This is a genomic window from Candidatus Methanoperedens nitratireducens, from assembly GCF_000685155.1.
GTDB lineage: Archaea > Halobacteriota > Methanosarcinia > Methanosarcinales > Methanoperedenaceae > Methanoperedens > Methanoperedens nitratireducens.
This window is the reverse complement of record NZ_JMIY01000007.1, coordinates 1-12,187: the sequence shown is the minus strand read 5'-3', so window position 1 is coordinate 12,187 and position 12,187 is coordinate 1. Positions and strand designations below refer to the sequence as shown.

General features: G+C 43.6%; 15 protein-coding genes. 6 read left to right on the top strand and 9 right to left on the bottom strand.

Annotated features, from left to right (window positions below; all coding sequences use genetic code 11):
- Positions 1-68 precede the first annotated feature (68 nt).
- A complete protein-coding gene (locus tag ANME2D_RS12040; protein ID WP_048092155.1) occupies positions 69-287 on the bottom strand; it encodes a DUF2769 domain-containing protein in 219 nt (72 codons plus the stop codon).
- A 29-nt stretch (positions 288-316) separates the two neighbouring features.
- Positions 317-829, bottom strand: coding sequence for a magnesium transporter (locus ANME2D_RS12035; protein ID WP_048092153.1), 513 nt, complete (start codon positions 827-829; stop codon positions 317-319).
- Between the two features lie 313 nt (positions 830-1,142).
- On the opposite strand from ANME2D_RS12035, the gene ANME2D_RS17005 reads away from it, so the two are divergent.
- Together ANME2D_RS17005 and ANME2D_RS12025 are read left to right on the top strand one after the other, a co-directional pair.
- Positions 1,143-1,634, top strand: a complete 492-nt coding sequence (locus ANME2D_RS17005; RefSeq protein ID WP_052368896.1) for a hypothetical protein — start codon at positions 1,143-1,145, stop codon at positions 1,632-1,634.
- A gap of 101 nt (positions 1,635-1,735) precedes the next feature.
- Positions 1,736-2,209, top strand: coding sequence for a thioredoxin family protein (locus tag ANME2D_RS12025; RefSeq protein WP_048092147.1), 474 nt, complete (start codon positions 1,736-1,738; stop codon positions 2,207-2,209).
- A 40-nt stretch (positions 2,210-2,249) separates the two neighbouring features.
- Here ANME2D_RS12025 and ANME2D_RS12020 read toward each other — a convergent pair whose 3' ends face one another.
- The 3 genes from ANME2D_RS12020 to ANME2D_RS18460 all read right to left on the bottom strand — a co-directional run bounded on the left by ANME2D_RS12020 (position 2,250) and on the right by ANME2D_RS18460 (position 3,796).
- Positions 2,250-2,759 (bottom strand): cytochrome P460 family protein, encoded by a 510-nt coding sequence (locus tag ANME2D_RS12020; RefSeq protein ID WP_052368895.1) that lies wholly within the window; start codon positions 2,757-2,759, stop codon positions 2,250-2,252.
- Positions 2,760-2,909: 150 nt separating this feature from the next.
- Positions 2,910-3,608 (bottom strand): flavodoxin family protein, encoded by a 699-nt coding sequence (locus ANME2D_RS12015; RefSeq protein WP_052368894.1) that lies wholly within the window; start codon positions 3,606-3,608, stop codon positions 2,910-2,912.
- 20 nt (positions 3,609-3,628) lie between these two features.
- Positions 3,629-3,796 carry a hypothetical protein gene (locus ANME2D_RS18460; protein ID WP_198527422.1) on the bottom strand — a complete coding sequence of 56 codons (168 nt, stop codon included), beginning with the start codon at positions 3,794-3,796 and terminating at the stop codon, positions 3,629-3,631.
- A gap of 146 nt (positions 3,797-3,942) precedes the next feature.
- On the opposite strand from ANME2D_RS18460, the gene ANME2D_RS12010 reads away from it, so the two are divergent.
- Positions 3,943-4,692: a winged helix-turn-helix domain-containing protein gene (locus tag ANME2D_RS12010; protein ID WP_048092145.1), complete on the top strand. Its 750-nt coding sequence runs from the start codon at positions 3,943-3,945 to the stop codon at positions 4,690-4,692.
- Between the two features lie 179 nt (positions 4,693-4,871).
- Here ANME2D_RS12010 and ANME2D_RS12005 read toward each other — a convergent pair whose 3' ends face one another.
- Positions 4,872-5,696: an alpha/beta fold hydrolase gene (locus ANME2D_RS12005; protein ID WP_048092144.1), complete on the bottom strand. Its 825-nt coding sequence runs from the start codon at positions 5,694-5,696 to the stop codon at positions 4,872-4,874.
- A 452-nt stretch (positions 5,697-6,148) separates the two neighbouring features.
- Between ANME2D_RS12005 and ANME2D_RS12000 the strand changes: the two genes are divergently transcribed.
- A complete protein-coding gene (locus ANME2D_RS12000) occupies positions 6,149-7,060 on the top strand; it encodes a 3-hydroxyacyl-CoA dehydrogenase family protein (protein ID WP_048092142.1) in 912 nt (303 codons plus the stop codon).
- Positions 7,057-7,416: a DsrE family protein gene (locus ANME2D_RS11995; protein WP_048092140.1), complete on the top strand. Its 360-nt coding sequence runs from the start codon at positions 7,057-7,059 to the stop codon at positions 7,414-7,416. The genes ANME2D_RS12000 and ANME2D_RS11995 overlap by 4 nt, the downstream gene beginning before the upstream one ends.
- A gap of 93 nt (positions 7,417-7,509) precedes the next feature.
- Here ANME2D_RS11995 and ANME2D_RS11990 read toward each other — a convergent pair whose 3' ends face one another.
- The 3 genes from ANME2D_RS11990 to ANME2D_RS11980 all read right to left on the bottom strand — a co-directional run bounded on the left by ANME2D_RS11990 (position 7,510) and on the right by ANME2D_RS11980 (position 11,285).
- Positions 7,510-8,160, bottom strand: a complete 651-nt coding sequence (locus tag ANME2D_RS11990; protein WP_157834112.1) for a hypothetical protein — start codon at positions 8,158-8,160, stop codon at positions 7,510-7,512.
- A 123-nt stretch (positions 8,161-8,283) separates the two neighbouring features.
- Complete coding sequence (locus tag ANME2D_RS11985) at positions 8,284-8,499, bottom strand: hypothetical protein (protein WP_048092136.1); 216 nt, start codon at positions 8,497-8,499, stop codon at positions 8,284-8,286.
- 5 nt (positions 8,500-8,504) lie between these two features.
- On the bottom strand, positions 8,505-11,285 hold the full coding sequence (locus tag ANME2D_RS11980) for a heavy metal translocating P-type ATPase (protein WP_081810266.1): 2,781 nt from the start codon (positions 11,283-11,285) through the stop codon (positions 8,505-8,507).
- A 337-nt stretch (positions 11,286-11,622) separates the two neighbouring features.
- Between ANME2D_RS11980 and ANME2D_RS11975 the strand changes: the two genes are divergently transcribed.
- Positions 11,623-12,187, top strand: a 565-nt coding sequence (locus tag ANME2D_RS11975; protein ID WP_048092134.1) for a helix-turn-helix transcriptional regulator, incomplete at its 3' end; no start/stop codon positions are given.

The window sequence follows — 12,187 nt, the reverse complement described above, 5'->3', positions numbered from 1 at the left end:
ACACTTCGCATGTGCATGGATAACGTTCAGAGCTTCTGGACTTTTCGGATAGGCTCTAAGTCTTTTTTTCAGGGTGCTTTACCGATGTCGCAGAAATATAAATCCTTCAGCTTATATCTGGCATATACCAGACAAGCAGGACATTTACAGCCTTTTTTTACGATTATTTCTGGTGATTTACCTCTTGCACAGAACAGCATTGGCTGTGGCGGATACGGCAGACTTGGACAGGTTCCGCAGTAATTCATGCATATAGCCAGATTTTCTTTTGTATCATCAACTGGCATTTCAAATACCTCCAAAAGAATAGAAAAAATCACATCAGCATTTTCTTAAACATATTCCGGATCATCATTCTCTTCAGGATGAAATAATCCTGTGTAGCGGCCATCACTGCATGCCTTTCCATCATCTTCCTTTCTTCAGGCCATGAAGACATTATTTTCTTCAAAGATCCCATTAGTATCTCCCTTTTCTCTTTTGGAAGCTTTGCCATGAGATCTATCCTTGTTTTAACAACCTTGATCCTGTCTTCTTCCGGCAGTTCTGCGATACCGTCGAGCATGTCTGTTATTGCAGCAATCCTTTTGTCCTCCGGCAGAGAGGAAAATTGCTCCATCCGTGCACTAAATATCTGACGCCTGTCTTCCTCGGGTTTAGATGCCAGCATTTGCATCATGTCTGCTATTTGAGCGAGCTTTTCAGCTTTCGCCTTGCGCTCCTGGCAAGCAGGGCACTTCTCAAAATGTTCTTCGAAAGACACCACATCTTTACCAGCACATTCTTCACACTCTTTTGCCAACTTTTCTAATTCTTCTCTTGCAGTCATAAAATAATTCACTCCAAGTGACAGATTGTAGTTTTTGTGATTTATAGTTTCTTATGCATGATAACTCTTTGGAGGTCGTGAGTAAAATCAGCACAATCGATACCCATATTTCCGCAGCTGCAAGGGCGGTAGAGCTCATAAAGGCATAATTGAAAAGATAATCGGTAGTGATATATTTGTTCACTACCCCGCTGGATTTTATTTGGAGTAACCTTAAGTATTAATCGAGGTGAAAAATCATGGACAATAAACAACGCGAGTTGAAAAGGTTAGCCAGAGAAAAAGATTTTATTAAAACAGGAGTGATCTTAGAATGACAGCATTAGGCAGGAGCATTTTTGGTGGAATAGCAGGAGGCGTAGTTGGAGCTACGGTCATGACGATCATACTGATAGGCAGTAAGGCAATGATAGGAATGCCAATGCTTACAGATTTCGTTGTCATGGGCACATTTGTCGGAGGTACAGAAAGCACTGTCGTAGGTGCAGGATTTATAGCACACTACCTCTTGGGCATAATACTTGGCGCCGCCCTCGGAGCTATAGTAGCGTCATCCGAAAAGCTACAACTGACGAGCTGGGGAAAGGCTGCTGGTGTTGGGCTGCTCTACGGCGTTATCGTATGGCTGGTCGTTTTCATTCCCACATTAATGTATGGATTCGCCCCAATAATGATGAATATGATGGGACCTGCGGCTGCTGATATGTTTCCCATGGTGCTCGGCATAGCTTTCATTGAGCATCTGCTGTATGGAATGAGCGCAGGAGCTTTGATTTTCGTTGCAACAAGAACGGAGCACTATTGATGCTTATCGTCGGCTCTGTTCTGCTTGTCCTTGTGGCATATGGTATTTATAGTAAAAGAAAACGATAGTTAAAATCAGGAGATTCAATACAGGAGATACATATGAGAACAAGAAAACTGATGTCGATCCTTGTGCTTGTATTGATCATAGCCTTTGCATACACCTCTTATAATATTTCTCTCACAGATTTTAAGCTCAGCGATACAAACAATACTTATCTTGGCGGCCTGATATGGTCGAGATCACTTGATAAGGGATTGCAGGCAGCACAGCAGGAAGATAAGCCTCTGATGGTATATTTCTGGGCGGTATGGTGCCAGTTCTGCAAGCAGTTCGAGTCAGAGACCCTGAGCAACCCGGAGGTAAACAGTATACTGAAAGAGGATTACATTCTCGTGGCTATGGATCTTGATATTGACAGGGAAGTAGCGCGCAGGTATGGCGTGAGTTTTCCACCTCACATGCTCTTTCTTGATGCAAGCGGTAACGTGCTTGAAAGAATTCTAGGAGCAGTGAATGCAGACTATTTCCTGCCAAGGTTAATAAATGTAAGAGATAAGATTAGTAATAGTTGATAATTGCACAAGAAAATGTTTTACCTGTGTTTTACCTCCTCTATTTAAGATCACTTGTATATATATAATCATTATCTTTTCTCAAGCCATGGCAGTCGCTACAATCCGCCACCTTCCCCTCAGCGTCTATCTTGCCGTCGGGAGAATACTTTAACCAAAACCAGTCGTTGTGTTCAGGATCAAAGTCTTTTACCTTGTACATAACAGTAACTGCCTCAAGCTCCTTGTCAGGATTATAGTTTTCTTTTATTATTATACTTCCATCGGGCAAACTACCCATCTTGCCCTCTATCGCAGAAAAGGCGTTATCTGTCACATATGTCGTGAGAAAAACACCATGCGGTTCTGTTCCTGGATATAGCGCACTTTTACCGGGCCACATACTCCAGTTTTTATAGTCATTTTCTTCTGTTATGTAATTATATAGCGCTCTACCATCTGCTCGAGGTCTTTCTGCCCCAGGTTCCTCTGGCACGCTAACACAACCCAAAAAAATTGACACGACGAATATTGCCAATATTGTGTATGCAATTTTTTTTATTTCCAGCATATTTTCAACTCCCAGTTATTTATTTGTTTAAATGGCATATATAACTATCTATTTTGGACTATTAAATCTTCACTTACTTCTGAGGATACGCTTAGAATCTCTGGGTTAAAGCCAGGTTAAAGAGGTCAGAAATTTTGGCGGTTTACTTATTTATTCTCTCTCTCTAATCAGCTTCCCTATCCTCTCTGCTTCAGCCATTACCGGGGGTTCATCCTTTACCGACCTGTAGCTTTTCAGAAATTTAGCAGAGCCATGTGCGTAAGGTACGTTATCAGGCAGGATCTCAAGATACTCCTTATACGCTTCACCGACCCCTAAGTCCATTCCTGTCAGTTCTTTTGAATAGGCATTCCAGACAGTATAATCGCATGTCTCTCCAGGCCCGCATACAAAGCAGCACGGTGTCCCTTTAGCCGTCATACTTCCAACGATTTCCATGCCTCCGGCACGAAGGGAATTTCCCATCCACTCAGCTACCATCTTTTCAGCAGCCACTCCTACAGCCACTGTTGCTGCAAGCTTTCCTCGCATCAGGAGTTTTATGTGTCTCTTTGAATAAAGCCTCTCTATGAATGCCTTCATAAAAGCGCTTGCTGAGCCGTAGTATGTGGGTGACCCTACCACGATAGCGTCAGCCTCCATCACTTTCCTGGAGAGCCACTTGAAATCATCGTTGATGACACATTCGTTAGTATAAACACACTTCATGCATGCGATGCAGGGACCCACTTTTATTTCAGAAAGTTTGATAAACTCGGTCTCTGCTCCTGTTGTGCTAAGTACAGCTTTTATTAACGCATCTGTATTACTATCTTTTGTCGGACTTCCGCTCACTCCAAGCACTCTCATATTCTACACCGCCGGAAAATCTATCTTTTTTCCATCTCCATTATTCCTTTTATCTCGCCGGCTGTTTTTGATATAGGACAGCCATCGCTGTGTGTTTCACAGTGGAAACATGCGCTTATTATCGCAGCTAACGATTTCTCAGCTTCTTCTTTTGTTACGTTCTTGTTTGTGTATTTCCATACAGGCATTTTTTCACCTTTAAACCATATAGTTTAGTTATTCACATAAACTTAGCCGTCATAAAAATATACAAACTACATTTTAATATACAAACATAACCTTTAAGGTTGTAATAGAAACCTTTTTAGCCTGATACGACAAAACAACTTTTTATATGACAGATAAAAGAGAGAGTTCCTACAGGGAAATCATCGAAATAAGAGAAAAGCTGTATGAGATACATAATGATATGAAACGATTTATGGAACAATCAAGCCAGCAGCACCTTGAATATGTTCTTTCTGGTTCCCGGACCAATTTTGCAAATGCGATCATCGGGCACGTTATTGATGACATCGAGGGTGGTCTTGAAAGCAATATGATCAAAAAATGTGAGATGCGTGAAACCTGTAAATCAAGCTTCACCGGATTTCTCCAGAAGAATGCCAGCCTGATAAAGCATGATAAGGTTCATGAAGATGTTATTTTGAAAAACCAGTCCGAATTGAACGAAATGAGAACTAATGCACCATCGAAGCAATGTGAGAAATGTTTTTCGCAGGTCCAGACCCTCTTCGGAAAACAGATTCGTTTGATGCGTTCTCTTCGAATCTATAATGAAAATGAAGAAATGAAACAGGAGATATTCCCTATCCCGGAAGAGTTCATGATCACTATCCTTGAACCGCTATCCAACAAACAACGCCTGCAAATACTGAAAGCAATAGCAATAGAGACAAAAACCTTTTCTGCACTTTCAGAACTTACAGGGCTTCGCGGGGGCAATTTACTTTTTCATTTGCAAAAACTGCTTGAAAGCGAAATGATCCTGCAGCGTCATGAGCGTGGAGACTATATGATCACGGAAAAGGGATTTAAAGTATTAAAAAGTATCAGTGATATGTATTCCGTTTTAAAATCCTGAGACAATTCAGGGTTCTTGGGGTGGGTGGCTCTGCATACATTTACGCAGCTACACCGATAGAAAAAACAAAAAAATCATGGAACTGGAGCTTCAAGTCTGGTATAATATGATGAGCAAGCTTGTAATGAAGTTTGAAAAAAGATAGTCGAATGTGCTTATTTTACTCACTATTGCAACTGCTACTTCTTGTTCAGAAAGGTGATAATGTGCCGGCTAACCTCTTCCGGCTTCTCTTCCATCAGCCAGTGGCCAGCCTCCTTGATCCAGACAAGCTGAGCATCCGGGATTGTATCCCTGAGTTTTGAGGCATAGGCTGGTTTTTGAAATTCGTCATGTTCCGCCCACAAAATCAAAGTTTCGTGAGGAAGATGCTTGAGTTCACCAGCAATAGCCTGTGTATATTCCGGATTTAGACGACGGAAATTGCGGAACAGGGCTTTCTTACCCTCCTCAGTGGACCAGGGTGCCAGGTAAAGATCGATTACGTCATCAGCCATAGCTGCCTTGTTATAGACACCTCGGGGCATAAAGTCACGCATCATTTTCAAGAACTCCTGCAAACCCATATTATCTTCTGCACCTTCTTTCTGTAATGGGAGGAATTCTGGAATCGGCCATGAGTCAAAACAGACCGAGTCTATTAGAACCAGCTTTCTAACTCTTTGCGGATAATTGACAGCTACAAGCTGAGCGACACCGCCGCCGATATCATGTCCTACTACATCTGCGGAATTCAGCCCAAGTTTGTCCATGAGTTTCACTATCAATCGGCTTTGCGCTTCAATGGAGACATTTGCATCATCCGGTTTGTCAGAATTACCATAGTTCAGCATATCGGGTGCGAACACGTTATGTGTTCTGGCCAGTCCTGGCATGATCTTACGCCACAAAAGATTGGATGTCGGTATCCCGTGGATCAGAATGACCGGGCTACCTTCACCCTGTTCCAGATATGAGATTTTGTGATCGTTAATATGAACTAATTTTTCCTGTGACTTATTCATAACCTCTTGCCTCCTTTTCTTTAGATTTACCTTTCTTGATAGCTGTAACTCTCATACCATCACTCCTAACTGGAGGGTTGAATTAGCCAGAATAAATAGATTTTGGTTAAGGCGGCTTTGGACCGAATAATCTGAAATTCGACATGCATCAGCATTTTAAATGAAATAACCTTTAGCATGGTTCTGATTTATAATATTCAATGAAAATTAAAAAGTTTTCAAAATAATGTAAGTAATGCTGTAGAAAATGCCAATGAGCCACTTGGCACAGGCACAGAATGATGAAAAAATGATTTTCACAGGAAATTATAAGTTCTCTTGATAAAGATGTAACATATAATAGTATAAAGGGGTAACATATAGAAAAATTTTAGTAATATAAAATATATCTGAGAGGGATATATACGCAAGCATATTCGAACTATATGGACAAATAAGGGGAGTGAGGAGAAATGGAAACTAAACCTATTGAAACTATCTGTATAATGGGGACAGGGTATATGGGAACGCAGATCGGGCTTCAATGTGCATCTTATGGCTATACAACCTGGATGATCGCCCACTCTGAGAACTCGTTAAAAGAGGCTTCGCAGGACCAGATAAAAGAACTGGATGAGCGGGTGAGAAACAGGCAGATTACAGAGGATGAGAAGAAGAACATACTTGATCGGATCCATCTCACCCTGGATATGAAGGAGGGTGCATCTAACGCTGATCTGGTGATCGAGGCCGTTCCTGAGAGATTAGAACTCAAGCGGAAAGTTTTCGCAAATCTGGACCAAATCTGTCCCGGTCATACGATCATAGGGACGAATACTTCATCAATCCGCGTCTCAAAAATAGAAGATGCAACCAACCGCCCGGATAGGGTGCTCAATACGCATTTCTACCCTCCGGTATGGGAGCGCCCCATGGTGGAGTTGATGGGAGGTACTAAAACATCCGATGAGACGATAGAGCGCGTGCGCCAGTTTGCTCATAAAATAGGACTAACGCCAATTATAGCACGCAAAGAGATCACAGGTTTTGCCTTCAACCGCGTGTGGCGTGCGATCAAGAAAGAGTGTCTACACATTGTGGATAACGGGGTTGCAACATATGAAGATGAGGACAGGGCATGGATGATCTTTACAGGGATGCCTATTGGTCCTTTCGGTATGATGGATATGATAGGGCTGGATGTCGTCAAGGACATCGAAATGGTGTACTACAACGAGTCGAAAGATAAATCGGATTATCCTCCAAAGTTCCTTCTTGATATGGTCGAGAGGGGGGAACTGGGTGTTAAGACCGGTAAAGGTTTCTACACATACCCCGATCCAGCCTTCAAGCAGCCCTCCTGGTTGAGGGGTGGTAAAACATGATAAAAGTAGCGGTCGTAGTGTTAGCAGATACAGAAACATATGGAGATATGGCCAGAGTTCACAATGCGCTTGAGGCTGCTAAAGAGTTCAAAGAAGCAAAAGATGACTTTAGGCTTATTTTTGACGGGGCCGGAACCAAGTGGATTAATGAGCTTTCAAAACCTGAGCACAAGCTTCACGAGCTGTTCGAGTCTGTAATGGATAAAAAATTCACCGGGGTCTGCAGCTTCTGCTCAGATTTTTTCGGTGCCACGGAGAGCACGCAGGCAGCCGGTATTCCCCTCATGAGTGAATTTGAGGAACATCCGAGCTTCAGGAAACTGATATCACAGGGTTACCAGATAATTACATTCTAGGCTTTACGTATTTTCTTAAAAAAAGGTGCCTTACGCACCGGCAAGGCACCTTGTTTCTTATTTATTTGCTCCTTGTTCTTACCTTACTACTGCTCAGTTCTCATGTACCGAGCCCTGTAGATCTTCACAGGCAAATTGTCCTGGAGTACCTGTGCCTGGCGGAGCGTTATTGCAGCCGCCGCCGAATGTCAGGATCTGGTCAGGCAGCGCCTCTGGAACAAGCGGACCATGATCTCGGACAATAAGATTGATATCCGCCCCCATTGGGTTGGTCAACCCTTCGCCGCACGGCAGTCCGGCCTGGCATCCTTCCGTATCACCCACTGGAAGGTGCGCGCCGAAACTGGCATTACCTCTGGCATTGCTGACAGTGCCAGCCGCAAACATGACCGACGGCTGTGTCATGTTATTCTCCAGGTCACCCATGCCGCAGCGGGACTGGTTGTCACCGGCGGTGCAGTTCTCAGGCCTGTTGAATATGACCCACCATACTGTTACTGCATTATTGGCTGGAAGCTCTGATGTGTGCAGTATCATAGCTGCTCCCTCGTCTGTTGTAAAGATCATAGATCCAGCATCAGGTACAACCGAGCCGTTTGAGAGCAAGCGGACATCGCTTTTGCTGAACTTGACAGCTAACGAGGAGAGCGCAGTCTGGCTTGAGAGCGCAACCACTAGCAGTAAAGTAAATATTATGAGCAATCCTAACCATCCGGTCAGGTTCTTTCTCTGTGTTCGTACCATTTTTTTCACCCCCTTCTCCCTCTTTGATGTAAGCGCTGTGCCTGGCACAGTGCTCTACACAATATAGTATATCAAGGCTCTATATTTAAACCTGGCCCCACTACATCTGTTAACAAAGGCCAGTTATTTAGTTAAAGCCTTTTCTACTATTCCAGGCCATATCGATGCCGATACTATCATGGACAGGATGAACACGAATACCATCCCTCCATACACATCCACGCTTGTGAATATCACATTCTCCTGCATCTTCTGTAAAGCGAGTACATAGAACAGGATTACAAGGATGGAGGATGTTGCAAGACTTGCGATCATGCTATAGAGCCCTTTTTTATCCATGTTATTCACCTCTTCAGCTTTATCCGCTTCATCAAAAGCGTGTTTGTTGTCACAGAAACAGAACTTGCAGCCATAGCCGCAGCAGCCAGTGCCGGGTTAATCAGGAACGGTGGCTGTGTGAAAGGATACAGGATACCTGCTGCTATGGGTATTCCTACAGAGTTATAGAAGAAAGCCCAGAAAAGGTTCTGCTTGATCTTATTGAGCGTGAGTTTACTCAGTTTGACGGCCTTCGCCACGTCGCTCACATCGTTCTTTATAAGGACTATCTGGGCTGATTCAATCGCCACATCGGTACCGCTCCCTATAGCTATGCCAACATCAGATTGCATGAGCGCCGGAGCATCGTTTATACCGTCGCCAACCATCGCAACCTTTTTGCCTTCGGCCTGAAGCTTCTTGACCTCAGCCGCCTTATCTTCTGGAAGTACTTCTGATAGTACCCTGTCAATACCCACCTGTTTTCCTATTGCATCCGCGGTCCTCTTATTATCACCTGTGATCATTGCAACCGTGAATCCCATCTTACGCAATTCCTGGACTGCCTCTTTTGAGTTCTCCTTCAGGGTATCTGCTACTGCTATTATCCCGGCTAACTCATTATCTTTTGATACCAGCATGGCTGTTTTTCCCTCGCGCTCAAGCTCTTCCATCTTATTATTTACCTGCGTAATGTCTATACCATTCTCGATCATCAGTTTCCTTGTACCAATCATTATTCTCTTTCCATCGTATCTCACTTCCACGCCTTTCCCCGGTATGGCCTTGAATTCATCTGTATCCGGAACATCTATGCTGCGGGCCTTTGCTCCATTGAGTATAGCCTCTCCGAGAGGGTGCTCAGACCCCTTCTCTGCTATAGCCGCAAGCTTAAGTACATCGTTCTCGGTACCTTTTATGGCTACCACATCGGTAAGCGCAGGTTCACCTTTTGTCAGGGTACCTGTCTTATCGAACACTATGGTATCAAGCTTCTGCGCTCTCTCAAGTGCCTCACCGCCTTTTATTAGTATGCCGTTCTCGGCTCCTTTACCTGTCCCTACCATGATCGCAGTAGGGGTGGCAAGTCCTACTGCACACGGGCATGAGATAATCAACACGGTAATGGATATAAGCAGTGCAAACAGGAAGGGGGAAATGGGCGTAGAAGCGGACATCTCTCCCATTGCCATGAATGTGGCAGGAACATCAAAGTACTCAAACCCGATAAAGAACCAGAAGAAGAACGTCAGGAGTGCGAGCATGTGCACTGCAAGGATGAAATGCCCTGCAACTATGTCTGCAAGTCTCTGGATGGGCGCCTTCTGGGTCTGGGCGTTCTCAACCAGCCTGATTATCTGGGCAAGAGCAGTATCTGAGCCCACTTTTGTGGCTTTGAACCTTATCATGCCAGTCTTGTTGATTGTGGCGCCTATAACCTCATCTCCCGCAGTTTTCTCTACAGGCAGGCTCTCACCTGTTATCATGGATTCATCCACTGCTGTGAGGCCCTCGATCACTTTGCCGTCCACCGGTATTTTCTCACCAGGGCGCACAACGACTATATTATCAACTGCAACATCCTCAACAGGTATCTCTTTCTCCTCACCGTTCACGATGATCCGGGCTGTCTTTGCCGCAAGCCCCATGAGCTTACGGATAGCTTCTGATGTCTTTCCTTTGGTGAGCGCCTCAAGGTACCGCCCCAGCACAATGAACATTATAAGCAGTGCAGCAGTATCGTAGTACGTATGGCTGTATGCTTCACCAAGATCAAGGAAGGTGGCTGCCACGCTGATAGTGTATGCTGCTCCTGTTCCTGTAGCGATCAGGAGATTCATATCCGTCACGCCGTGTTTTAACCCTCTGTACGTACCTTCAAAGAACTGCCGTCCCGGGAACAGCATTACAATTGTGGCAAGGATGAAAAGCAATATATCATTCTGGAGTATCAGGGGTGTATAGGGGGAAAGCCAGGCTATGTTGCGTCCCATGTCGCCAAGTGATATCGGGATTGCAAGTGTAAGTGCGATTATAAAGTTAATCTTCTGCCTTTTTATCTCGGCTTCTCTTGCCCTCTGCTCCCTGTCAGCCTCTAATTTCTCTATTTTCTCAGATGCTGTGTAACCCACATCCTCGATTGCTTTTTTGATACCTGATATCGGGATGATCTCAGGATCGTATGATATCCTTGCCTGCTCAAGAGGAAAGCTTACATTTGCAGAGGTAACACCCTCTGTCTTTAGAAGCGCCTTCTCAATATTGATAGCGCACGATGCGCAGTGCATCCCGCCTACTTTGAGCGTGATATCCCGCTTTACCACTCCATAGCCAAGATCTGTGATAGCTTTTTCTAACGTCTTTTGATTTACAAGATCAGAGTCATACTCCACCATCGCTTTTTCGATCGAGAAGTTGACAGAGGCGCTCCTTACTCCGTTTATCTTGTTGAGTGCCCTCTCAATGTTCTGGGCGCACGAGGCGCAGCTCATCCCTGTAATATGCAGGGCTGCTTTTCTTAACTTCCCGGCTCCTTCTTTTATTTCAGATTGAGTGACAGCCTCTTTACCCTGTAAAGGCACAGGGCAGGATTCACTCTCTTCCATAACCTGATAGTCTGTAGCTGCAATAGCCTTTTTTATCACTTCAAGATCTGTTACAGAGGTATCAAATGAGACTTTCACTTCACCTTTTTTAAAATCAGCAGATGCTTTTTTTACTCCTTTAACACTCATCGCAGCATCATGAATTGTCTTTTCACAGTGGCCGCACATCATGCCTTTGATTTTTATTGTAATGTTTTCCAATTGTAAGTCTCCAGATTCTGTTTTGAGTAGTGTAATATATATTTATTGGTTATGTGTGTTGTGGTTTAAAAAATGAAAATAAAAAAGACATAAAACTCACATTTCGCACATCTCTAACATAAATATATTAAATTAAATCTTCCGGTGTTCCCCGCGGTTTGTAACTTTCACACCTGAAGCATCCATAGCTATTATTACATTCTCCTCTTTTTCAGAAATCTTCTCATGGTGGTGATTTAAAGTACCATAAGGTCTAAATAGTTATAAATATTATTCATCTGATAACTAACAAGCCTTTTCCTTTAATCAACACAGCAGGCTGAGGATAAGTGTAATTATGCCAGATCTTTTAGATATTATCACATCATCGGATAAACGAAAAAAAATTCTTCTTCTGCTGCAGGATGGGCCCATAACATTGGGTGAGATCAGACGCACTTTAAATTTTAATGCTACAGGAATACTCCCCCAGATCAGGATACTTGAGGAAAGAAATCTAGTGAGACAAGAGGGTAAACAGTATGCCCTTACCGGGATCGGACAGATCGTAGCAAAGCACCTGGAACCTTTAGTAAAAACAGTACAAGTTATTGAGCAACAAGAAGAATTCTGGCGGGAGCATGACCTTACAGCAATCCCATTCCAGTTGCTCATGAAGATTAGTGAGCTTGGTGATACCCAGATAATAGAGAGCAGTATAGAAGAGCTCTTTGAACCACATAAAGAATTTCTGGGGAATATATTGGAATCCAGAAGAGTAATGGGCATATCCCCTATAGTTCATCCAGTTTATCCAGATTTCTTTTGTTTCAAGTTCCTTAAAATTAAGGCTTCCATGAGGTCGATTGTTATACCAATCAACGAACTCATCAAAGCTGGAGAAGGATTTCCTGAATCTGCGG